The organism is Luteolibacter sp. Y139 (assembly GCF_038066715.1).
Taxonomy (GTDB): Bacteria; Verrucomicrobiota; Verrucomicrobiia; order Verrucomicrobiales; family Akkermansiaceae; genus Haloferula; species Haloferula soli.
On the sequence record NZ_JBBUKT010000016.1, the window covers coordinates 21,198 to 43,002 of the forward strand.

Below are 21,805 nucleotides of genomic sequence, written 5' to 3' on the forward strand. Positions count from 1 at the left end.
GCCCCGGCGCGTTTCCGCCAAAACGCCTTCCGGCATGATCCGTCGTTCCATTTTCCCGATCTTCTTCGCGTTGCTGTGCGCTGCGACGCCTGTGCGCGCCGCTGAAGAGGGCCATGAGGCTCCTGTCGCGGCGGTCGAGCATGATGCTCACGCCACCCCCGCCCACGGCGAGGCAGCTGGTGCTGACGAGCATGGTGCGGCTGCTGCCGAGCATCACGCCGAAGGCGGCCACCACGCTCTTCCGCTGGATGCTCCCCGCCTCAGCGACTCGCTCCCGATCAACAACTCGATGATCATGGTCTGGCTCGCGGTCGGCGTGATTGTCCTCTTCGCGCGCATCGCCACCAAGAAGATGAGCCTGGTCCCGCAGGGCGTTCAGAACTTCGCCGAGTGGGCGGTCGAGTCGCTCTATGACTTCCTTTCCAGCCTGATGGGCAAGCATCTCGCCACGCGGACCTTCTGGTTCTTCGGCACGATCTTCTTCTTCATCTTGGTGAACAACTACATGGGTCTCATCCCGGGCGTCGGCACCGTCGGATGGAAGGATGCCCATGGTCACATGGTCGCCCCTCTCCTGCGCGGCGCCAATGCTGACATCAACATGACTGCCGCGATGGCCTTCACCTTCGCGATCCTCTGGTTCTACTGGGCGATCACCGAAAACGGCATCAAGGGCTTCATCGCCCACATCTTCGCCCCGAAGGGCACCTTCACCGGCGTGATGGCGGCGATGATGATCCCGATCTTCCTCTTCGTCGGCGTGCTGGAAGTGATCTCCATCATGATCCGCCCGGTCGCCCTCACCTTCCGTCTTCTGGGTAACATCTACGGCGGTGAGCAGACCTTGGAAGCCCTGATGGGGCTCGTGCCCGAGAAGCTGGCATTCCTGCCGGCGCTGCCATTCTGCTTCATGGAGCTCCTCGTCGGCTTCGTCCAGGCGCTCGTCTTCACCCTGCTCTGCGCAATTTTCCTCAAGCTCATCTGCGACCACGGCGATCACGACCACGCCGAAGAAGGGCACCACTAAGAATTTCGACAGCTTGACCATGGCAATGACCGTGGGAGCCGCCGGAAACCACAACCAAACGCTACAAGACAATGGTATTCAGCAAAGCATTCGCAGTCGCCTTCGCCGCCCTCGGCGGTGGCCTCGGCATCGGCATCCTCGGCTCCAAGGCCGCGGAAGCTACCGGCCGCAACCCCGGCGCAGCCACCCCGATCCTCGTGATCTCGATCATTCTGGCCGCGCTTGTCGAAGGTATCTTCATTCTGACCGCCTTCGCTGTCAGCGGAATCTGATTCCGTTTTTGCCGCGCGCATCCGAAACGGTGCGCGCGGCACTCCTTCTCCAATTTCCGATTTCCCACCTGCCATGATGACGATCATCCTCGCCGCTACCGAACAAGCGGGTCCTCTTGAAACCATCCAGAAGACTTTCGGCCTCAGCGCGCCGTTCTTCATCGCGCAGGTGATCAATTTCTTCCTGGTGATCTTCGTGCTGAAGAAGTTCGCCTTCGGCCCCATCCAGAAGATGCTGGAAGAGCGCCGCGGCCGCATCGCCGAGGGCGAAGCGAAGCTCAAGCAAATCGAGCAGCAGCTTGCCGACTCCGAGCGCAACACCGCCGCCGCGATTGCCAAGGCCAACGAAGACGCCGCTCGTCTGATCAACGAGGCCAAGACCAGCGCCGCCGCCCTTTCCGAGCAGAAGGCACAGGAAGCCATCGCTACCGCCCAGCAGATTCTCGCCAAGGCCGAAGCCGCAGCCCTCGCCGAGCGCGCCGCGATCAAGGCAGAGCTCAAGCAGGAGTTCGGCCGCCTCGTCACCGCCACCACCGCGCAGGTCACCGGCAAGGTCCTCACCTCCGACGACCAGAGCCGCATCAATCAGGAAGCGCTCGCTTCGGTCGAAGCCTGATCCGGATCTCCCTTCTCTAACGCCTCGTCATGAAAATCACCAAGGTCGCCAACGCCGAAGCGCGCCGCATCTTCCGGTTCTGCCAGACCGGTGGACGTCTTGACGAAGCCAGGTTCTCCTCCGCGATCAAGACGATCGTGGAGCAAAAGCCGCGCGATTACCGCGGCATCCTGTCCGCCCTCAAGCGCCTCGTCCGCCTTGAGCTCGAGCGCCGCCACGTCGTCGTGGAAAGCGCCGCTCCGCTTGATTTGGGCGAGCAGCAGCGCGTCGTCTCCGGCCTCATGGCGAAGTACGGCAACGACCTCACTTTCGAATACCGCGTCACTCCCGAACTCCTCGGGGGACTCAAGGTCCGCGTCGGCAACGACGTTTTCGACGGCTCCGTGAAGGGCCGTCTCGACCGCCTCGCCGAAGCATTCTGATCCACGGCATCTCCGCCATTGCTGAACACGCACTGAAACTCTGAAAACTAGCAAACTCGTCCCATGAGCAGCATCCTCCAGGAACTTGAAAAGGAGATCGCCAACGTCACGGCCTCCGTCCAGAAGTCGAATGTCGGTGTCGTCCGCGAAGTCGGTGACGGCGTGGCGAAAGTGGAAGGTCTTTCCGACGTGGCGCTCAACGAGATGATCTCGTTCCCGGGCGGCGTGACCGGTCTGGCGATGAACCTTGAAGAAGGTGAAGTCGGCGTCGTGCTCCTCGGCAACTACGACAAGGTCGTCGCCGGCATGGAATGCTCCACCACTGGCAAGCTGCTCTCCGTGCCAGTCGGCCGCAAGGTCTTCGGCCGCGTGGTGGATGCGCTCGGCAATCCGATCGACGGCAAGGGCCCGATCGAAGCTGCCGCTCAATATCCGATGGAGAAAATCGCTCCCGGCATCATCAAGCGCAAGTCGGTGTCCGTTCCGGTGCAGACCGGTATCATGTCGATTGACGCGATGATCCCGGTTGGCCGCGGCCAGCGCGAGCTCATCATCGGTGACCGTGCGACCGGCAAGACCACGATCGCCGTCGACACCATCATTTCCCAGGCCAAGCAGAACAAGGCGGCAGAGCAGGGCAAGCTGCAGAACCACAAGCCGCTTTATTGCATCTACGTCGCCATCGGCCAGAAGCTCTCGAACGTGGCCCGTATCCAGAAGACGCTCGAGGACTCGGGCGCGATGGAATACACCACCATCGTTTCCGCCTCCGCTTCGGACGCCGCGGCCATGCAGTTCCTGGCTCCCTACGCCGGCTGCGCGATCGCCGAATACATGATGGATCAGGGTCAGGATTGCCTGATCGTGTTCGATGACCTTTCCAAGCACGCCGTGGCCTACCGCCAGGTCGCGCTGATCCTGAAGCGCCCCTCCGGCCGCGAAGCGTATCCGGGTGACGTCTTCTACCTCCACAGCCGGTTGCTCGAGCGCTCCGCTCGTCTCTCCGAGGCTGCGGGTGGTGGCTCGCTTACCGCGCTGCCGATCATCGAGACGCAGGCCGGTGACGTGTCCGCCTACATTCCGACCAACGTGATCTCGATCACCGACGGCCAGATCTACCTCGAAACCGACCTCTTCTACCAGGGCATCCGCCCCGCCATCTCGGTGGGTCTCTCGGTGTCCCGCGTGGGTTCGGCCGCCCAGACCAAGACCATCAAGTCCGTCGCTGGCACCACCAAGCTCGACCTCGCCCAGTTCCGCGAACTCCAGGCCTTCGCCCAGTTCGGTTCGGACCTCGACGCCTCCACCAAGAAGAAGCTCGAGCGTGGCCAGCGCATCGTGGAACTCTTCAAGCAGAACCAGTACTCGCCGCTCTCCATGGAAATGGAGTCGGTGTTCCTGTTCGCGATGCAGAATGGCTACTTCGATGACGTGAAGGTCACCGACATCAAGCGCTGCCAGGCCGCGATGGGTGAATATTTCGAGACCCGCAAGACCGAGCTTCTCGACAAGATCCGCAACGAAAAGCCGGACCTCAAGAAGGACGCCGCTGCTGTCGAAGCCGTGAAGACGGCGCTCAACGACTTCAAGGCTTCCTGGAAGTAATCCGCGTTTCTCTTCTTCTCTGGTTTCCCGTCTCTCGCTTCTAACTTCTCATGGCTAATCTTCGCGACATCCGCCGGCGCATCAAGTCGGTCAAGAACACCGCCCAGATCACGCGGGCGATGCAGCTTGTTGCCGCAGCCAAGATGAAGAAGGCGCAGGACCAGGCATTGGCCGGCCGCGACTACGCGGACCTGCTGAACCAGGTGCTGGTGAATCTGAAGGAAAACGTGGGTGAGGAAGCTCACCCGCTGCTCCAGGCGAAGGAAGGCGGCAAGGAGCTGGTTCTGGTCATCTCCACCGACAAGGGCCTTTGCGGCGGTCTCAATACCAACCTCGGCAAGAAGATCCGCGCCGAGGTCTCGAAGGACGCCGACATCGTCACCGTGGGCCGCAAGCTGCGCAACCAGCTCGCCAAGTCCGGCCGCAACATGGTGGCTGACTTCGAAGTGAAGGACCCGGTGCCCTTCGCTGAAGCCCGTCCGATCGCGAAGTTCCTGACCAAGGCCTTCCTCGAGGGCGGCTACAGCAAGGTCAGCGTCGCCTTCTCGAACTACGTCACCGTGATGCGCCAGGAGCCGACCATCGTGCAGCTCCTGCCGATCTCGACCGCCGACCTCGGCGAGAAGCAGGACTACGAAGGCATGGGCAAGGACGTGAAGGTCAGCGAGACCAACCACGCCGCCGCGCTTTCCAAGGACTACCTCTTCGAGCCCAGCGGCAAGGACGTCCTCGATACCCTGCTTCCGCTCTATATCAACTTCCAGGTCTATCAGATGCTGGTCGAGAGCCGTGCCTCCGAGCACTCCGCGCGAATGGTCGCCATGAAGGGCGCCACCGACAACGCGAAGAAGTTCATCAAGGAGCTCACGCTCGAATACAACAAGCTGCGCCAGGCGGCGATCACCGCCGAGCTGCTTGAAATCACCACCGCCATGAGGGCGATGCAGTGATCCGATTCTTCCCCGATTGATTCCCGACCTGATGTCGAATTTCTCCAAGATTGCCATCGCTACCGCTTCTGCCGCGGCCCTGCTCCTTTCGAGCTGCGCGTCCATCGTCAGCCGAGCGAGCCGTGATGTTTCGATTCAGTCCAATCCCTCGGGATTGAACTTCTCGATCATCAACAAGAACGGCGAGACCATCCACAGCGGCACGACTCCACAAGTGGTGAATCTCTCTGCACGCGGTGGATACTTCGTTCCGGCCAAATACACGATCGAAGTGAAGCGCGCCGGCAAGGTGATCAGCAGCCAGACGGTGACCGCCAGCTTGAACGGCTGGTATGCCGGCAATATCATTTTCGGTGGACTGGTCGGCTTGATCATCGTCGATCCTCTCACCGGTGCAATGTATCGCCTGCCCGGCACGATCCACCTCGAAACCGGCTCCGGATCTACTCTTGCATCCACTGACTCACGCTCGCTCAAGCTTGCGAGCATTGAAACTCTGACGCCTGAGCAGCGCGCCAGCCTCGTCCGCCTCTAAGACCTGTCCCTCTCAAACCGAACACCAGCCCACTCTTGCGATGAGCAATCAAGGAACCATCGTCCAGGTCATCGGCGCCGTCGTTGACGCCGACTTCTCGAAAGCCACTGCGCTGCCGGGGATCTACAACGCCCTCGAAGTCACCTATGACTTGAACGGCGTGAATACCAAGCTCGTGCTCGAAGTGCAGCAGCACCTCGGCGACGGCTGGGTCCGCGCGGTCGCGATGTCCGCTTCCGACGGCCTCAAGCGTGGCATGCTCCTCTCCGATACTGGCAAGCCCATCGCCGTGCCGGTCGGCAAGCAGGTGCTCGGTCGTATCTTCAACGTGACCGGCGATCTGGTGGACGAAAACGTTCCGCTTCCAGATGCGAATTTCCGCTCGCCGATTCACCGCGCTGCCCCGCTGCTCGTCGAGCAGTCGGCCACCACGGAAATCCTTCCCACCGGTATCAAGGTCATCGACCTCATCTGCCCGCTGCTCAAGGGCGGCAAGGGCGGCATGTTCGGTGGTGCAGGCGTCGGCAAGACCGTCGTCATCATGGAGCTCATCAACAACATCGCCAAGGCGCACGGTGGTTTCTCCGTCTTCGCCGGCGTGGGTGAGCGCACCCGTGAGGGCAATGACCTCTACTGGGAAATGATCGAGTCCGGCGTTATCGCCACCGAGAAGGACGACAAGGGTCACATCGCTCTCAATGCCGATGGCACTCCGAAGCTCGCCGAAGGTTCCAAGGTGGCGCTTTGCTACGGCCAGATGAATGAGCCTCCGGGCGCCCGTCTCCGCGTCGCGCTCTCCGCCCTGACCATGGCCGAGCACTTCCGCGACCAGGACAACCAGGACGTGCTTCTCTTCGTCGATAACATCTTCCGCTTCTCTCAAGCCGGTTCCGAGGTGTCCGCTCTTCTGGGCCGCACCCCGTCCGCGGTGGGTTACCAGCCGACCCTCTCCGAGGAAATGGCCGGTCTCCAGGAGCGCATCACCTCCACCAACAAGGGCTCGATCACCTCGATCCAGGCCGTGTACGTGCCGGCGGACGACCTTACCGACCCCGCTCCCGCCAATACCTTCGCTCACCTTGACGCGACGGTGGTGCTTGAGCGCTCGCTCGCTGAGCAGGCACTCTTCCCGGCCGTGGACCCGCTCGCTTCCACCTCGAAGGCGCTCGCGCCGGAAGTCGTGGGTGCCGAGCACTACCGCGTCGCCCGTGGCGTCCAGCAGGTGCTCCAGCGCTACAAGGACCTCCAGGACATCATCGCGATTCTCGGCATGGACGAGCTTTCGGACGATGACAAGATGACTGTCTTCCGCGCCCGCAAGATCCAGCGCTTCCTGACCCAGCCGTTCCACGTGGCCGAAATCTTCACCAACGTGCCCGGCGCCCTCTGCTCGATCGAAGAAACCGTGAAGGGCTTCGCCGAGATCCTCGACGGCAAGTGGGACGACGTGCCGGAAGGCAACTTCTACATGAAGGCCGGCATCGACAGCGTTGCGAAGGACTGATCCGGAGTTTGCTAGTTTTCAGTGTTCAGTTTTCAGGCAAAGGCCGGAATTCTGAACCTGAAAACTGAAAACTAGAACCTAGTAACTTTCATGGCCCTACACCTCGAAATCGTCACCCCGGAGAAGAAGATCTTCTCCGACACCGTCGGCAACGTCTATCTGCCCGGGGCCGATGGCGAGCTTGGCATCCTCGATGGCCACGCCGCGCTCGTGACGGCGCTGCACCCCGGTGAACTCCGCTATGACAAGGACGGCAAGACCGTCATCCTTGCGATCGGCACCGGCTTCGCGGAAGTCACCGAGCACAAGGTCAATGTCCTCACCGACATGGCCCTTGGCGAAGAGCAGGTCGACGAGTCCAAGGTCGAGGCCGCCATGAAGCGCGCTGAAGAGCAGCTCAAGGGCATCAGCCACGACCACGACGCCGAAGAGGTGGCTCACCTCCAGGCCGTCATCGCCAAGTCGATGGCCCAGCTCCGCCTCAAGCGCCGTCCGAAGCTCTAATCGATTCGATCCCCAGCGGATCGCATCCCGAAAACTTCAAAGCCCGCTCCGGTTCCCGGTGCGGGCTTTTCCATTGCGAGAAACCGGGAGTCGAAGCCTCCTCAGGTTTTTCAGAAACTCGGTGCGCTACTTCTTACTTCCGCCGCCGGCGCATGAGCAGGGGCAGGGCCGCCAAGCCCAGTAGCGCGGACGAAGGCTCCGGCACCATCTGGATCTCGAACAAGCTCTGGAACAGCGACACCCGGTGGGCGTTGTCGCGGTCCGAGAAGACGTAGAGGCTGAAGGACTGGATGGCGTGGGTGCCGAAGTCGAAATAGGCGCGGTAGGCGGGTGCGTTGTTCGGATTTCCCGCGGGGCCGGAGAGCACGTAGTTCAGCGTCTGGCCGCTGCCGGCCGCGATGGTTCCGAGGGTGAGGCTGGAGCCGAGGTTCTTGCTGAAGTCCGCGTCATAGCCGCTGCCCATCGGGCCGAAGTTCTGGCCTTGGAAGGCCTCCGCGGCGACCGCGTCACGGAAACCGTCGCCCACCGAAAGGTCCGTCTTGTCGGAGTCGATGTCATCGATCCCCAGATTGATGAGCAGCACCGGCTGGGAGAACGTGAAGTCGTAGCGCTGATAGTGGAGCAGGCTGCCGTTGAGATTGTTCGCGTCGTCCTGGGTGGCGAAGTTGAATCCGGTCGGGTTCGCGGACGGAACGTAGGTGAGGTTGCGCGTGGCCGGGTCGGCCGTGCCGACGAGGGAGCTGGTGAACGTCAGCGTGACTCCGTCCTTGGTCATCGAGCCCGAGGTGGCCCCATCCTTGTAGCCGGTCTGGGTCGTGGCGCCGTTGGTCCACGTGTCCGTGACGAAGGAGAAAGAAGTGGTCGCTGCGTCTGTACGAGCTGCCACGAGGGCAAGCGCCACCGCGAGGGGAGAAACCAAACGAAAGTTCATGGAGGGAGCAGGGGAGAGAGCCCGGGTTTGCTACGGGAAACCTGCCATTTTGGCAATCCTAATTAATTTTCTGTTAGCAATTTCAAAAAGCTCTCGTTTCTTCGATTCGAGGCAGCACGCCGTTTTGGCGATAGAGCTCACTTTGCAGTGGATTATAAATTGATCGACTGACTTTATTGACTTCAGAAATTTAAATATCTATTAGAAGAGCCTCCCACTTCACCCACCCCACATGCACTTTGACCCCGAGCAATTGCGTGTCTTCTCTGCATTAATGATAGAAGGCTCGACCTCCCGGGCTTCGCTGGAACTCCGAACCAGCCGCTCCAACGTCCGGCGAATCTGGCAGAATCTCGAAGAACAGCTGGGCGAACCGCTGTTCGTGACGCGAGACAATGGCGACACTGAACCCACAACTGCCGCCCGCCGCCTCGAACGGGAAATGACCTCCCTTTTGGAAGAGGTCCGCCGCTTCGAGGCCAGCGTCCGCAAGATTCACATGAATGGCCGCGTGCTGCGCTTGGGCGCGGACCGGAATCTCTTCAATACCGGGCATTTCGGCCGGGTCTTCAATACCCTGCGCCACGATCCGCGGTTCCGCATCTCCTTCCTGGAAGTCGGAGCAGCCGATGGCAAGGCAGCCTTGGAAGCCGGTTCCTGTGACCTCCTGTTTTCGATCGAGGGTGTGCCAGGACGCCGTTTGGAGTCCCGGGAGTTGCCGCCGATGTCCCTCGATGTCGCCTGCTCCCGCGACCGGCATGATTCCTCGCCGGTCCAGCCGGAGGAGTTGGCGAACCTGAGCTGGTCACTCGCCACGATCACCGAAAAGCCGCGTGCGCTGGACACCCTCCGGCACATCCGGAAGTCAGGTGGTGGAGAAGGGCAGTTGTGCACTCAACATCATTTCATGCGTTGGGCGGAAGACACGAAGTCGGCGGAAGCCGAGGCTATGGTCTGCGTCCGGCCGGTATCCTTCCATCGTCTATCACAGGTGATGTTCCTGCCCCTGGGCCTGGAGGCGGGTTATCCGATGAACGTCTCCTACCTCAAGCAGCACCCCTACGAGTTTTTGGAAACCATGGTCGGCCAAGTCGACCGTGCCCTGCAATCTCCCCTCCCAACTCCCCCCGATGGACTTCGATCTGGCCAGTCTTGAGACCTTCGTCCGGCTCGCGGACTGCGGCTGTTTCTCAGAAGTTGCACGCGCGCAGGAGATCTCCCAGCCGGCGGTGACCTTCCGCATGGCGAAGCTGGAGTCCGTGATCGGGCTCCGCCTGTTCCAGCGCCATCAGGACGGGCTCCAATTGACCCGCGAGGGCGTGACCTTGCTCGAGCAGGCGAAACGAGTCCTCCAGGAGCATCAGGCGCTCGGCGTCCGCATGGCTCACTTTGTGCGCGAGGCGCGCGGGACGGTGAAGGTCATGGTTGACCGCTCCGAGGTCGGCGATCGCCTCGTCTCATCCTTGGAAAAGGGCCGTCAGGCAGCTGGAGCGCTTGAAGTGGTGCGCCCGGGCCCAGGCCAGACATGGGATGATGCGCTCCGCGACCATGCCGTGGACATCGTGGTCACCGGCACTTTCCTTCATGTGGGGGACCAAGCCTCACTCCAGCGCTACGATCTCGAGCGGCAGCGCGGCTCGACCTTGGCGTGGAATCGGGACTACTTCGACTTCGATCCGGTCCGCTTCCAGTTTCCTGAGGTGCTGCGTTCCACGATTCTGGTCCCCGGCGAGTCGCTGGTCCCGGGATACCGTCCTTTCCTCGAGAAATGGTGCCTTGAAACCTACGGCTTGCTCCCTCCCGACCTGCTCTCCTTCGAGGATGAGGCATCCGCTCTGGATGCGTGCATCGCCGGCTTGGGCGTCATGGTGTTTCCGGGCGATGCCGATCAGCGGATGAATTTGTCGAGGACCGGACTGGGAATCATGAAGGCCTTTGAATTCCTCCTGCCGGATGCCTACAGCTTCTCGATCTTCATTCGCGCCGGCGAGCGCCAGCCGCTGGTGCTCCAGACGGCGATGAAAGTCAGCGAGCTTCATGCGACGCAGCACCGCGCCGCTTGAATGTATGTCCCGATGGATCATACGGTAGCGCTTATTAGCTGATAAAGGAAAAGTCCCGGCAGTGAGTTGAGGGCGACGGTGGAAACCGGCATGCTGGTCCTCGCATGAAATGCAGCAGCCTCCCACTGCTTCTTCTTGCACTGGCCAGCTCCCCCGGAATCTCCGGCGGCCAAGTGCTCGTCGATAGCGCATCCAACTACAGTGATTTGTTCGGCCCTGGCGGAAGCGAGGTGACCGTGAATCCTCCCGACTCGCTCATTGGACTCACCGTTGGCGGTTCGAAGTCCGGTGACTTGGGTACCTATTGGAAAGCCGAAGCCGATGGCGGCGCGAGCTTGAAGGTCGTCGTCGGCGTGGCCGAGACCGGAGCCCAAGTGGCTCTGAACGATGGCAAACTCCAATTCAACATCAGCAACAACGAGTCCAGCATCCTCGGGGCGCTCGGCATCGGCGGTGCCCTGGATCTCGACTGGTCCGCCACCGCGACCTTCAACAAGTCGGGAAACCAACTCCTGCTGGCGCCGAACACGACCTACCAGCTCACCTTCGATGTCGATGGTAGCAATGGCCTGCTGAACTCGACCCTGGGAATCTTTCCGACTTTCGGCGTGGAGCTCCTCGATGGAAACAGCGCTGCGGTAGATGCTGCCGGAGGTGGCAAGCTCGTGAACATCATCGGTCTGGAGCTCCTCGGGATCGTCGGATCACCTCCGTATTCGGGACGGGCCGTCGTTCAGTTCCAGACCGGCTCCACGGTGGCTTCAGGTCCTGCGGGTGTTCGTTTCACCGGCTCTGCTCTCGCCCCTGCGACCGTCCTCAATTTGGGCACCGAGTTCGCTTCGGTCACCAATCTCAACATTGCCGTGGTGCCGGAGCCTTCCGTGCTCGGCTTGGCAGGTCTCGGTGCCGTGGCGCTTTTCCGCCGCCGCCGCACCGCCTGAAAAATTTCCGGCTACATAGTGTGTGACAGCACTACCGGCGGCATCGGTGAATCCCGGTGCCGCCGGTTTTTTGTGATTGGCTGATCAGATCAGGTCGCCAGTGGTGGCGGCATGTCGCAGGCGGGAGCCACCGGTTCGGCAGCTTTCTCCGCCGCATCGCGTCCGGCGTTTGCTCCCTTGCGCAGCGCATCGCGCAGGCCCGTGGGCATCAGCTCCTTCGCGAAGCAAGCAGCGAAGCATGCGCCGAAGGCGGCCCCGTAAGCGATGTCATGAGCCGCCCCGGCAAGGGCTTCCCTCAGCTTAGGGGCCGCCTCCCGCGCCATGGAGCTGGCATCGTGGCGGGCTGTATCAAACGCCTCGGAGAAACTCGTGTAGCGCGCTGCCCGGGGCTCGGCATTCGCGGAGTGTTCAGGAAATTCTTCAAATGCATTCATAGTGGTGATCGTGCGAGTAGAGGATTCACGAAGTGCGCGATTCGCGCGATGGGAATTCCGGCTTCAATTTCGACCCGCTCGCGGATTTGCCAAATCGACTTTGAATAGTTGTCGGTGCGCGTCGTCGAAGGTGCTGAATACGAAATTCATCATCATGAAAAAGCCGATCATCCTCTTGGCTGTCGCCCTGGTTTCCATGTTTGCAGCTCCCGCCGCTGAAGCGCGCGGCTGCGGACGCGTCTATGTGAGCTTTCACCGTTCGTGCGGTGGACCTGCGTGGCTGGAGACCTACATCGCTTTCTATGATCGCTGCGGTCATCCCATCTTCCGCACGCGCATCATTCCGGCCCGTCGCCACTACTACGCTCGCCCTTCTTGCCCGCCGCCTGCGTACTACCACGACTATGGTAGCCGCGGCTGCCGCTGATCCACTTTCCGTGCCGTGACGGCCCGGCCATGGCTCACGCCGTGGCCGGGCTTTTTCATCACACACACCATCCATGCATCGCCATTGGTCGCGGCTTGCGTGAATGCTTGATGATGCGTTCGTGAAATCATCCGCGCATCACCTTCGCGCGCAGCATCACATCCGGGCCGAATCTCCGGAACGCGGCATCCTTCAAAACAAGTCCTTCTGGGAAGCCATTGCCCGCCACTGCTGGCAGTGGACCCCCACTCGCGATCGGCGCGAGAAAGGCGACCCATTCATCGACGAGGCCTGCTTCTAACAGACTCGCCGCGAGCCGTCCGCCGCACTCAACGAGCACTGCAGAGACGCCGCGTTCATGCGCCAGTTTCCGCAGCGACTCTTCGGGATGGGCGCGATCATCGATCAGCGTGCGCTCGCGGTGCGCGTCGGTGAAAAGCGGCGCATCCATCGGCAAGCTCGCCGGATCGGCGGTGAGCACCAGCCGCCATGGCTGGAGCCTCCCTTCCAACAACTGCGGATCGCGCAGGTCGAGTCGCGGGCGGTCCTTGCGCACGGTTTCGCCGGAGGTCACCACGGCATCGACTTCGGCACGCAGCCGCTGGACTTCGGCGCGTGCTTCTTCACCGGTGAGCCACATCCCTTCACCGGGCGGACGCGTGATGCGACCGTCGAGGCTCATCGCGGTTTTCAGGATCACCCACGGCAGGCCGGTGCGCTGGACCTTCGTGAAAGCGCGGATCAATTCCGCCGCCTCGTCCGCCAGCACGCCGCGCGTCACCGCGATGCCGCTTTTCTCTAACAGTTGGTCTGCGCGACCCGCGTGCGCCGGATTCGGATCCTCCGCTGCATAGACCACGCGTGCCACCCCGGCTTCGATCAGGCCGTCGGTGCAGGGCGGCGTGCGCCCGTGGGTCGAGCAGGGTTCCAGGGTCACATACACGGTGGAGCCCTTGAGCGCTTCGTCACCATGGGCAGCTCGCACGGCGGCCATGGCCTCGCGTTCGGCATGGGGCAGACCAGCTCCGTGATGCCATCCCGCACCGAGTTCCACGCCGTCTTTCACCACCACCGCGCCGACCGGCGGATTGGGTGAAGTGCGGCCCACACCCTTTCTTCCCTCTTCGATCGCCCGCCGCATCCACGGCACGTCTTCACCTTGCATGGACATTGAAAGGGCATTTTCTGGAAATCTGCGCAAGCCCTTGGAATCCCTGTTGATGCAGCACCAACAACAGGCCAATTTCACGTATGAGTGGTAGTCGTCTGATTGCCATCTGTTCCCAACCTGCAACCTGCGTATGAAAAAACTCATCGTCGCGCTCATTGCGCTATCCTCCATCCCCGCCATCGCCGACCAGGCGGCGGAGATGTATCAAGCCGGCGTCGCCGCGGTCAAAGATGGCGACATCGTCGCCGCCGAAACCGCTTTCCGCGGAGCCCTGAAGCTGCGGCCGACCTATGCCGACGCCCGCTATCAACTCACCGAGCTCAAGAACAACCGCGACATGATCGTGGCCCGGGGACGGGCGAAGGAGCTATCGAAGTACACCCTCGCCGAGGTGAACTTCGACAAGGCAGAGCTATCCGAAGCACTGGCCGCACTGGCGATCATGGTCGAGGAGAAGTCCGAGAAGAAGTTCTCGCCGAACTTCGTCGTTCAGGATCCTAGCAAGAAGCTCGGCTCCACGATCGTGACGGTTCAAGTGAAAGGGGTGCCCGCCAGCGGCATCCTGGACATGCTCGTTTCCCAGGCTGGCGCGAAGGTGAAGTATGAAGAGCACGCCATCATCGTGAAGCCGGCCAGTGAAGGCGCGCCTGCTCCGGCGGCTGCTCCCGCCAAACCGGCTGACAAGGAATAGCCGCGGTTTCTTCTCATTGCATTGCTCATGATGGAAAGTCCGCCCACGCTCCACCGCGTGGGCGGACTTGTCGTGATCACCGGCGGCGAAGGCGGATTGGGCCGGGCGCTCTCCGCCGCCTTTGAAAAGGCTGGCCACACGGTGCTCGCTCCCGGCCGCCGCGAGCTCGATGTGACCGATCCGGGAGCCGTTCGCGATTTCTTCCGCCGTCACGAGCCCGAGCTTCTGGTCTGCAATGCCGGCATCACCCGCGATGCTCCCCTCGCCCGCCTGGATGAGGAGGCATGGGATCAGGTCATCGACGTCAATCTCCGTGGCGCCGCCCGTTGCGCCGCGGCCGCCTCCCGCCCGATGCTGCGCGCACGGCGGGGCCACATCGTCTTCATCTCCAGCTTCTCCGCCCTCCATCCGCCGGCAGGGCAAGCGGCCTACGCCGCCGCGAAAGCCGGGCTCATCGGCCTCGGGAAAAGCCTCGCCCGCGAACTCGGACCTGCCGGGATCCGGGTGAATGGCATCCTTCCCGGCTTCCTCGATACCCCCATGACCGCGGGACTTTCCGGGGAGCGCCGCGAGCAGATCCGGCGCGACCATGTGCTCGGCCGGTCTAACACGCCGGAGGCCGTCGCCTCATTCCTGGTCCACCTTCACGATCACCTTCCCCACACCTCCGGCCAGGTTTTCCAGCTCGACAGCCGGATTGGCTGAAAATGTCGCATTGACCGATCCCCCCGGACCTCTAAGTTACGCGCCCATGAAAACCCGTCTCGCCGCCGCCGCCGCCATCGCGTTCCTCGCGTCGTGTGGCCAGAACGCTTATAACAGCGCGAATGCAACCGCCGGCCGCACGCTCACGACGGCGAACCGCACCTACGGCGAGATCCGGCCCACCGCCGGCCGCACCTACGAGGCAGTGAATCGCTCCGGAGCGACCGTGAACCGCACCGTCGGCACCGCCCAGCGCACGTATTACAATGCGCCGGCCACCGTCCAGCGCACGAATGGCACCGTCGGTCGCGCGCTGAATGCCGTGAACCGCTCCCTGCAGTGATCAGCCGCTGACGCGGCGTCCACCCTCGGGGATCACCTCGAAGCGCAGCCAGCGCGTTCCCGGTGGCAGTAGCTGCGGGAACAAGTCCGCCCACTCGGCGATCACGATTCCCGGTTCGTCGAAAAATTCGTCCCAGCCGATGCCGAGCAGCTCGGCGTCATCCTTCAGCCGGTAGAGGTCGAAGTGGAAAAGCGGCAGCCGCCCGCCCCGGTATTCATGCACCAGCGCAAAGGTCGGGCTGGTCACCTCGCCCGCGTAGCCCGCGCCTTTCGCCAAGCCTTTGACGAAACGCGTCTTCCCCGCCCCCAGCCCGCCGACCAGCGCGAGCACGCTGCCGGGCTGCATCTCCGCCGCGATTTCCGCGCCTAGCGCTTCCATTTCCGTCTCATCGCGCACCAGCCGCTCCATGGCCCGCAGAATCCCGATCAGATTCCTCGCGTCGATTTCAAAAAATTCCCTTGCCCGATTCGCGGACCCGTGGTGATCTCCCCGCCCGCCCGGCTCCCGGGTGGCCACCATCCCTTTTCAGCCATGGCGTACGCAGTCATCAAAACCGGCGGTAAACAATACCGCGTCCAACAGGGCGACAAGATCGACGTCGAGAAGCTCGATGTCGAAGTCGATGCGACCCTCACTTTCGACGTCCTCATGGTCGGTGAAGGCGGCAGCATCAAGCTCGGTGCCCCGCTTGTCGATGGCGCCAGCGTCACTGCCAAGGTCGTCCAGCAGCATCGCGGACCCAAGGGCGTTGCCTTCAAGTTCAAGCGCCGCAAGGGTTTCCACAAGACCAAGGGCTTCCGCCGCCATCTTACCCAGCTGGAGATCGTCTCCATCGCGGGCTAATCCAGTTCTCCAACCACTCTCTCGTCATGGCTCACAAGAAAGGTCAAGGCTCCGTCAAGAACGGTCGCGACTCGCGCTCCAAGCGTCTCGGCGTCAAGAAGTTCGGCGGCCAAGCCGTTATCCCGGGCAACATCATCATCCGCCAGCGCGGCACCAAGTGGCACCCCGGTGCCGGTGTCCAGATCGGCCGTGATCACACCATCTTCGCCGTCATTGAAGGCCGCGTGTTCTTCGACAAGGAAGGCCGCCGCGTGAATGTCGGTGCCAACGCTTCCGCGAACTAAGCGAAGCGAACGAAGTTTTCCAAAAGCCGCCTTCCCGCAAGGGTCGGCGGCTTTTCCGTGCCAATTTCAGCCCCGCTGAAGCTACTCCACTACTCCGGTCGCCAAGGCTAACGGATTAATTGGTACCTTCAGTGCATCCCAAAGGCCTCAGCCGCGCGCCGACGCCGGATCGCTAAAAGCCAACGAACGAAGCAGAACAGAAAACCTGCGCCGAATGCCAGAAGCAGTCCGCTGGTGGTCATAGCGAGAATTTTAATCGGGGCAGCTTTCCGCTGTATGAAATCAGGGTCCGGAAGATCTGAACTCGCGCCCAAGACCGCGCTGATTTCGTTCATTGCCTCGTTGGTCAAATAGGCGGTGATGCCCCAAGTTACCACTCCTAGACAAAGGCTTACCGCGCAGACGATGGCCCATCGGAACCAAAGCTTTTCGCTATTGCGGAAAGCGGCAGGATTCGCAGGGGATACGACACTCACGGACTCGGATGTTGGCTGTTTTGATCAACTGCGGACATCACGTCGAATCGGCTTCGCTCACCGTCGTTCGCGGGGTGCCACTTATCCCAAGCCCCCCGCCCTCCGCTTCTTCATTGCGATCAGCCACCTCGCTCCGCAGATGAAGAAGCCGATGCAGGCAATCATCAGGATCCCCTGACCGATCAGCGTGGCGAGCCCCACGTTTTGAAGGAGCGAATAGGCTGCATCCACTTGGCCGGCCGCCTTGCGCTCACCGATCTCGCCCTTGGCCCAGTAGTGCATCCCGGTCATCCCGAGGAAGTCCAGGGCCGCCACGGCGGAGAAGCCGAGCATGATACTGAACCAGCGCTTTTCCTGGGGACTGCGTGCGTCGGGCGTCATCTCCGGGAAAGCTGACCGGGATCCGCTCCCGGCGTCGAACTGAATCTCCGCCTCCGCCACATCGCCCCGACCCAGCGGACGAAGCGAAGCAACAGCGGAATGGCGAACAGCCAAAAGCAAAGGCTTCCAATACCCTGTATGATCATCCCGGCTAACCAGACAAGGCCCGGGTTGGCAGGGACCTTGTGATCGATGATGGAACTGCCAGCGAGCAGCATCCCGAGCGGCATGAGCAGAAGCAGGCCGAAATAGATTCCCATGCCCCATGCGAATCGCTTCCACGCCTTCGTTTCCGCGACGGCCAGTTGCCTGAGGCGGGTTTGCCACATCCATCGCTCATGCTCTTCAGCCGTCATCCCGGCCGGGAGCTTCCCGCCGTCCCGGAATGGCGGGAGGCTGGTCTCCAAACGAGCGGCTCGGTCATCCACGGTCGAGACGTTGATTCCACCTTCCCTCCCCTTTCAAGTCTTGCCTCTTCCAGTCTTCTGTCTCTGCCTTCCCCCATGTCCGACCTCGCCGCCGACCTCAAAGCCCTGCTCCTGAAAAAGTCCGTCCGCACCGGCACCTTCACCCTCGCCTCCGGCAAGCAGAGCGACCTCTACATCGATTGCCGCGTCACCGCGCTCGATCCCTTCGGCGCGAACATGATCGGCAAGCTCGGCTGGGCGGCCGTTCGCAAAAAGATTACTGAAGAAAACCTGAATATCGACTCCATCGGGGGCATGACCCTCGGTGCCGACCCGATTTCCCTGTCCGTCGGCATGGCCAGCGCCATCGAAAACCCGGACGAGGCGCTGCAGGTCTTCACCGTCCGCAAGGAGCCGAAGGGCCACGGCCGCGGCAAGCAGATCGAGGGCAACTTCGCCGAAGGCCAGACCGTGATCGTGGTCGACGACGTCATCACCACCGGCGGCTCCACCATCAAGGCGATCGACGTGATCGAACGAGAAGGCGGAAAGGTCGCCTTTGCCCTGGTGCTGGTGGACCGCGAGGAAGGTGGCCGCCAGGCGATCGAGGAGCGCGGCGTGCCGGTCATCGCGCTCTACTCGCGCAGCACGCTGCTCGAGTAAGATAAGGGGTGTCGACGTTCCGTCGACGCGTCCAATGTGAACGTGGCAAGTTAAGGAGGGCGGACACTTCTGTCCGCCCGTGCCCGTGGTTTTGGTGGACAAGAGTGTCCACGCTTCTCAGTCGGCCAAGCGATCTCAATTGCGCGGCTCGATCAATCGTGATCCATGAAGCGCGAGATGCCGTCGCCGCCGATTTCGGCGGACTGATGAACTTTGGTAGGTGCCGACGGCAGGGCCACGATCACCGGGATGTCTTTGACATCCCAGCGCATGCCCGGGATCAGCATCTCTCCATTGTAGGCTGCCAGGAAGACGGACAGCTCGCGGGTTTTTGGCTGAAAGCGGATCTTCCCACCTGCTGCTCCGTAGCCTCTACCTTTCACAAGATAGAGCTGCTGCGAAACCAACAGGTCGATCTTGAGAGAAGTGGGTTGGGGCCCCGTCGTGAGATCGTAGTATTGGTTGGCGTTGATCCGCCGCCAGTCCTTGCCCTGAAGCATTTGGAGCGCTTTCTCCCGCTTCTCATACACCGGGACTTGCCAAGACTTGGTCGAGATCTTCTGCCACGTATCGACGTCCGCTGGCACCGGCTTGGATGCTTGCGGCGGCGGGTCGTGGGTGACGCAACCGGTCAGTAGGGCGCTGACAGCGATAGCCAAGGCAACGACGGCACGAGGATAGTTCGGCATGCTCGTTAGATGCCGCATCCTCCCATGCGCTCAAGACCGGAGATAAGGGGTGTCGACGTTCCGTCGACGCCACAGGATCAGGACAGCTTCGCCTTCGCTGCGGCTTCCAGCTCCGCAAGCTTTTCACGCTCTGGAGCCGCACCGCGCGCCTGGTCCGGCTTGCCGCCGCCCTTGCCACCAGCGATGGCAGCGAGGTCGCGAAGCAAGTCACCGGCCTTCAGCCCGCTCGCTTGTGCCGCATCGCCGCAATACGCGCCGAGATGCAGCTTCTCGCCGTCATCCACGATCACGAAGCCCGCGCCGGTGAAGCCTTGCTTCTTCATGCCATTGAGCAGCTCCTGGAGCAGCGAGGCATCGGCCTCGAAGGTTGCGACAATCGGCCCACCGGCAGCGATGAGTTCCGCCAGCGCGGCATCGGCCTGCTTGGCGGCAGCACCAGCCTGCAGCTTCTTGAAGCGCTTCTCGGCCTCGATTGCGGCTTCCTTGGTTTCTTCCAAGGTGCGCGCACCGTGCGCGAAGGTTGCATTGAGCTGCGAAATGTCGGCACGCTCCACGAGCATCGCGCCCATGATGTGCGGAAAATCATTCACGGTCACCGGTGCTTCACCGAGCGAGGCGAGCTTGTCATTCGCGGCCTTGAGCTTCTCGCGAGCAGCCTTGAGGTCGGCATCCCACTTCTCCACGGCTTCATTCAGGTAAGCCCAGGCGGCTTCACCGCAAACAGCCTCGATGCGGCGCACGCCGGAAGCGATCGCGCCCTCGCTCTTGATCTTGAATAGACCGATCTCGCCGGTATTGCGGACGTGCGTGCCGCCGCAGAGTTCCATCGAGTAGCCCGTGAGGTCACCGCGGCCACCACCGATCTGCACCACGCGGACGAGGTCGCCGTACTTGTCGCCGAAGAACTGCATGATGTCCGGCCGGCCCTTGATCGAGGCGTGCGGGACTTCCTTCCATGATACGGCATCGTTGGCTTGGATGGAGGCATTCACCTTCTCCTCCATCTCGGCGATCTGTTCGGGCGTGACGGCACCGCTGTTGAAGTCGAAACGCAGGCGGTTCTCATCGACCGATGAACCCTGCTGCGCGGCGTCCTTTGAGACGACCTCGTGGAGGGCCCAGTGGAGCAAGTGCGTCGCGGTGTGATGCGCTTCGATCGGACGACGGCGCACGGTGTCGAGCTTCAGCGTCACCTTGTCACCGGGCTTCACCGCGACCGAACCGTCGACGACATGCGCGCGGGCCTTGCCGACCTGCTGCACACCCGTGATCGGGATCTCATTGCCGGAAAGTACGAGAGTTCCCGTATCTCCACTTTGACCACCCATCTCAGCGTAGAAGACGGTCTTGTCCGTGATGACGAAGAGCGCGTCGTCCTGGGGATGGACTTCCAGCACGGTAGCTTCGACCGAATCATCTTCGAAGCCGGAGAAGCCGGTGGCGGCCTCCGTGGAAATGTCGAGTGCGCGGACGACGGTGCTCTTCTGTGCGGCACGTGCGCGTTCACGCTGCTGCTCCATCAGTTCCTCGAAGCGTGGCATGTCCACCTTCAGCCCGCGTTCGGCGCAGAGCAGTTCGGTGAGGTCCACCGGGAAGCCATAGGTGTCGTAGAGCTCGAATGAGACGTCGCCGGAGAGCGTGTTCTCCTTCACGTCGGGCATCGCATCCTCGAAGCGCTTGAGGCCCCGATCCAGCGTCTGGTTGAAGCTGCTCTCTTCCTGCTCCAGCGTCGCGCGGACGGTGTCCTGGCGATTCTTCAGTTCCGGGAAGACGCCGCCCATTTCGCTAACGAGGGTTTCAACGAGCGCGCCGAAGAACGGCTTCTCACCCGAGAATCCAAGCTGACGTCCATAGCGAACCGCGCGGCGCAAGATCCGGCGCAGCACGTAGTTCCGGCCGTTGTTGCCGGGCATGATACCGTCGGCGATCGAGAAGCTCAGCGTGCGCAGGTGATCCGCGATCACGCGGAAGGCGATCGCATCCTTCATCTCTTCCGTGAAGGCAGAGCGGTCGGCACCGAGTGTCGGGTAGATGTTCGAATACGTCTTGCCGCTCAGCTCCTCAAGCTTGCGGAAGATCGGCATGAAGACGTCGGTCGCATAGTTCGACGGCTTGTTAGAGAAATCGGTGAAGCCCTTCGTTCCCTGGATGATCGAGCAGGCGCGCTCAAAGCCCATGCCGGTATCGATGTGCTTGGCGGGCAGCTCACGGAAGCTGCCATCGGCTTCGGCGTTGTACTGGATGAAGACGAGGTTCCAGATCTCGATGCAGAGGTCGGAGTCGTTGTTCACCAGCAGGCGGCCGGTGGCTGGATCGCCTTCAGGGGTGAGGTTCACATGGAGTTCCGAGCAGGGGCCGCAGGGACCGGTTTCGCCCATCATCCAGAAGTTGTCCTTCACGTTGCCGTTCACGATCTGGACGGCGGGATCGCAGCCCTTCGAGCGATACAGCTCGGCCCAGATGTCGTAGGCTTCCTGGTCGAACTCACCCGGATCACCCGGCTTCGGCGCATAGACGGACGCGTGCAGGCGATGCGCCGGCAGGCCCCAGCGCTCGACCACGAGCTCCCATGCCCACTGGATGGCCTCCTTCTTGAAGTAGTTGCCGAAGGACCAGTTCCCCAGCATCTCGAAGAAGGTGTGGTGGTACGTGTCGTAGCCGACATCCTCGAGGTCGTTGTGCTTGCCGCCGGCGCGGATGCACTTCTGCGTGTCGGCCGCGCGTGGCGGGTCATATGGAGCCTTCTCGACGCCGAGGAAATATGGGACGAAGGGATTCATCCCCGCATTCGTGAACAGCAGGCCGGGCGACTGCGGCAGCAGCGAGGCGGAGGGCACGATGGTGTGCTGCTTCTCCTTGAAGAAATCGAGGAAGCTCTGGCGAATCTCGGCTGCGGTCATGGGTCGGAATCGGAAAGTCGT

General features: G+C 62.0%; 27 protein-coding genes. 19 read left to right on the top strand and 8 right to left on the bottom strand.

The features are described from left to right. Positions 1-34: 34 nt before the first annotated feature. The 9 genes from atpB to atpC all read left to right on the top strand — a co-directional run bounded on the left by atpB (position 35) and on the right by atpC (position 7,435). Complete coding sequence (gene atpB, locus WKV53_RS26585) at positions 35-1,027, top strand: F0F1 ATP synthase subunit A (RefSeq protein WP_341407878.1); 993 nt, start codon at positions 35-37, stop codon at positions 1,025-1,027. Positions 1,028-1,098: 71 nt separating this feature from the next. Further along, complete coding sequence (locus WKV53_RS26590) at positions 1,099-1,299, top strand: ATP synthase subunit C-like protein (protein ID WP_341407879.1); 201 nt, start codon at positions 1,099-1,101, stop codon at positions 1,297-1,299. A gap of 73 nt (positions 1,300-1,372) precedes the next feature. Continuing rightward, positions 1,373-1,915 carry a F0F1 ATP synthase subunit B family protein gene (locus tag WKV53_RS26595; RefSeq protein WP_341407880.1) on the top strand — a complete coding sequence of 181 codons (543 nt, stop codon included), beginning with the start codon at positions 1,373-1,375 and terminating at the stop codon, positions 1,913-1,915. Positions 1,916-1,944: 29 nt separating this feature from the next. Next, positions 1,945-2,337: a F0F1 ATP synthase subunit delta gene (locus WKV53_RS26600; protein ID WP_341407881.1), complete on the top strand. Its 393-nt coding sequence runs from the start codon at positions 1,945-1,947 to the stop codon at positions 2,335-2,337. A 63-nt stretch (positions 2,338-2,400) separates the two neighbouring features. Continuing rightward, on the top strand, positions 2,401-3,942 hold the full coding sequence (gene atpA / locus WKV53_RS26605; RefSeq protein WP_341407882.1) for a F0F1 ATP synthase subunit alpha: 1,542 nt from the start codon (positions 2,401-2,403) through the stop codon (positions 3,940-3,942). Between the two features lie 50 nt (positions 3,943-3,992). Next, on the top strand, positions 3,993-4,892 hold the full coding sequence (gene atpG / locus WKV53_RS26610; RefSeq protein ID WP_341407883.1) for an ATP synthase F1 subunit gamma: 900 nt from the start codon (positions 3,993-3,995) through the stop codon (positions 4,890-4,892). 31 nt (positions 4,893-4,923) lie between these two features. After that, positions 4,924-5,427 (top strand): hypothetical protein, encoded by a 504-nt coding sequence (locus WKV53_RS26615; RefSeq protein WP_341407884.1) that lies wholly within the window; start codon positions 4,924-4,926, stop codon positions 5,425-5,427. Positions 5,428-5,467: 40 nt separating this feature from the next. Further along, on the top strand, positions 5,468-6,931 hold the full coding sequence (atpD, locus tag WKV53_RS26620) for a F0F1 ATP synthase subunit beta (RefSeq protein ID WP_341407885.1): 1,464 nt from the start codon (positions 5,468-5,470) through the stop codon (positions 6,929-6,931). 90 nt (positions 6,932-7,021) lie between these two features. Next, positions 7,022-7,435, top strand: coding sequence for an ATP synthase F1 subunit epsilon (atpC, locus tag WKV53_RS26625; RefSeq protein WP_341407886.1), 414 nt, complete (start codon positions 7,022-7,024; stop codon positions 7,433-7,435). A gap of 133 nt (positions 7,436-7,568) precedes the next feature. On the opposite strand, the gene WKV53_RS26630 is transcribed toward atpC, so the two are convergent. Then, entirely contained in the window at positions 7,569-8,366 is a 798-nt protein-coding gene (locus tag WKV53_RS26630; RefSeq protein ID WP_341407887.1) for a hypothetical protein, read from the bottom strand. A gap of 232 nt (positions 8,367-8,598) precedes the next feature. Between WKV53_RS26630 and WKV53_RS26635 the strand changes: the two genes are divergently transcribed. The 3 genes from WKV53_RS26635 (at position 8,599) to WKV53_RS26645 (ending at position 11,370) form a co-directional block, all read left to right on the top strand. Then, positions 8,599-9,522, top strand: coding sequence for a LysR family transcriptional regulator (locus WKV53_RS26635; RefSeq protein WP_341407888.1), 924 nt, complete (start codon positions 8,599-8,601; stop codon positions 9,520-9,522). Beyond that, on the top strand, positions 9,497-10,429 hold the full coding sequence (locus WKV53_RS26640; protein WP_341407889.1) for a LysR family transcriptional regulator: 933 nt from the start codon (positions 9,497-9,499) through the stop codon (positions 10,427-10,429). The genes WKV53_RS26635 and WKV53_RS26640 overlap by 26 nt, the downstream gene beginning before the upstream one ends. A 104-nt stretch (positions 10,430-10,533) precedes the next feature. Next, positions 10,534-11,370: a PEP-CTERM sorting domain-containing protein gene (locus tag WKV53_RS26645; protein WP_341407890.1), complete on the top strand. Its 837-nt coding sequence runs from the start codon at positions 10,534-10,536 to the stop codon at positions 11,368-11,370. Between the two features lie 89 nt (positions 11,371-11,459). On the opposite strand, the gene WKV53_RS26650 is transcribed toward WKV53_RS26645, so the two are convergent. Further along, positions 11,460-11,804, bottom strand: a complete 345-nt coding sequence (locus tag WKV53_RS26650) for a hypothetical protein (RefSeq protein ID WP_341407891.1) — start codon at positions 11,802-11,804, stop codon at positions 11,460-11,462. A gap of 154 nt (positions 11,805-11,958) precedes the next feature. Between WKV53_RS26650 and WKV53_RS26655 the strand changes: the two genes are divergently transcribed. Further along, the gene (locus WKV53_RS26655; RefSeq protein WP_341407892.1) at positions 11,959-12,231 is read left to right on the top strand and encodes a hypothetical protein; all 273 of its coding nucleotides are present in this window, start codon (positions 11,959-11,961) and stop codon (positions 12,229-12,231) included. A gap of 127 nt (positions 12,232-12,358) precedes the next feature. Here WKV53_RS26655 and ribD read toward each other — a convergent pair whose 3' ends face one another. Continuing rightward, on the bottom strand, positions 12,359-13,396 hold the full coding sequence (gene ribD, locus WKV53_RS26660) for a bifunctional diaminohydroxyphosphoribosylaminopyrimidine deaminase/5-amino-6-(5-phosphoribosylamino)uracil reductase RibD (RefSeq protein WP_341407893.1): 1,038 nt from the start codon (positions 13,394-13,396) through the stop codon (positions 12,359-12,361). Between the two features lie 136 nt (positions 13,397-13,532). Between ribD and WKV53_RS26665 the strand changes: the two genes are divergently transcribed. Genes WKV53_RS26665 through WKV53_RS26675 form a run of 3 tightly spaced genes read left to right on the top strand, consistent with a single transcriptional unit; the run spans position 13,533 to position 15,141 of the window. After that, positions 13,533-14,093: a hypothetical protein gene (locus WKV53_RS26665; RefSeq protein ID WP_341407894.1), complete on the top strand. Its 561-nt coding sequence runs from the start codon at positions 13,533-13,535 to the stop codon at positions 14,091-14,093. Positions 14,094-14,120: 27 nt separating this feature from the next. Next, the gene (locus WKV53_RS26670; RefSeq protein ID WP_341407895.1) at positions 14,121-14,798 is read left to right on the top strand and encodes an SDR family NAD(P)-dependent oxidoreductase; all 678 of its coding nucleotides are present in this window, start codon (positions 14,121-14,123) and stop codon (positions 14,796-14,798) included. 46 nt (positions 14,799-14,844) lie between these two features. Further along, positions 14,845-15,141: a hypothetical protein gene (locus tag WKV53_RS26675; protein WP_341407896.1), complete on the top strand. Its 297-nt coding sequence runs from the start codon at positions 14,845-14,847 to the stop codon at positions 15,139-15,141. Here WKV53_RS26675 and tsaE read toward each other — a convergent pair whose 3' ends face one another. Continuing rightward, the gene (tsaE, locus tag WKV53_RS26680; protein WP_341407897.1) at positions 15,142-15,549 is read right to left on the bottom strand and encodes a tRNA (adenosine(37)-N6)-threonylcarbamoyltransferase complex ATPase subunit type 1 TsaE; all 408 of its coding nucleotides are present in this window, start codon (positions 15,547-15,549) and stop codon (positions 15,142-15,144) included. 123 nt (positions 15,550-15,672) lie between these two features. Between tsaE and rplU the strand changes: the two genes are divergently transcribed. Beyond that, complete coding sequence (gene rplU, locus WKV53_RS26685; RefSeq protein ID WP_341407898.1) at positions 15,673-15,984, top strand: 50S ribosomal protein L21; 312 nt, start codon at positions 15,673-15,675, stop codon at positions 15,982-15,984. A 26-nt stretch (positions 15,985-16,010) separates the two neighbouring features. Then, positions 16,011-16,268, top strand: coding sequence for a 50S ribosomal protein L27 (gene rpmA / locus WKV53_RS26690; protein WP_341407899.1), 258 nt, complete (start codon positions 16,011-16,013; stop codon positions 16,266-16,268). 128 nt (positions 16,269-16,396) lie between these two features. On the opposite strand, the gene WKV53_RS26695 is transcribed toward rpmA, so the two are convergent. Together WKV53_RS26695 and WKV53_RS26700 are read right to left on the bottom strand one after the other, a co-directional pair. Then, complete coding sequence (locus WKV53_RS26695) at positions 16,397-16,744, bottom strand: hypothetical protein (RefSeq protein ID WP_341407900.1); 348 nt, start codon at positions 16,742-16,744, stop codon at positions 16,397-16,399. 81 nt (positions 16,745-16,825) lie between these two features. Continuing rightward, a complete protein-coding gene (locus WKV53_RS26700) occupies positions 16,826-17,125 on the bottom strand; it encodes a hypothetical protein (RefSeq protein ID WP_341407901.1) in 300 nt (99 codons plus the stop codon). Positions 17,126-17,628: 503 nt separating this feature from the next. Here WKV53_RS26700 and pyrE point away from each other — a divergent pair. Continuing rightward, positions 17,629-18,195 carry an orotate phosphoribosyltransferase gene (gene pyrE, locus WKV53_RS26705; protein ID WP_341407902.1) on the top strand — a complete coding sequence of 189 codons (567 nt, stop codon included), beginning with the start codon at positions 17,629-17,631 and terminating at the stop codon, positions 18,193-18,195. 152 nt (positions 18,196-18,347) lie between these two features. Here pyrE and WKV53_RS26710 read toward each other — a convergent pair whose 3' ends face one another. Together WKV53_RS26710 and alaS are read right to left on the bottom strand one after the other, a co-directional pair. Next, positions 18,348-18,884, bottom strand: coding sequence for a hypothetical protein (locus WKV53_RS26710; protein WP_341407903.1), 537 nt, complete (start codon positions 18,882-18,884; stop codon positions 18,348-18,350). A gap of 77 nt (positions 18,885-18,961) precedes the next feature. Continuing rightward, complete coding sequence (alaS, locus tag WKV53_RS26715; RefSeq protein WP_341407904.1) at positions 18,962-21,784, bottom strand: alanine--tRNA ligase; 2,823 nt, start codon at positions 21,782-21,784, stop codon at positions 18,962-18,964. Between the last annotated feature and the right edge of the window lie 21 nt (positions 21,785-21,805).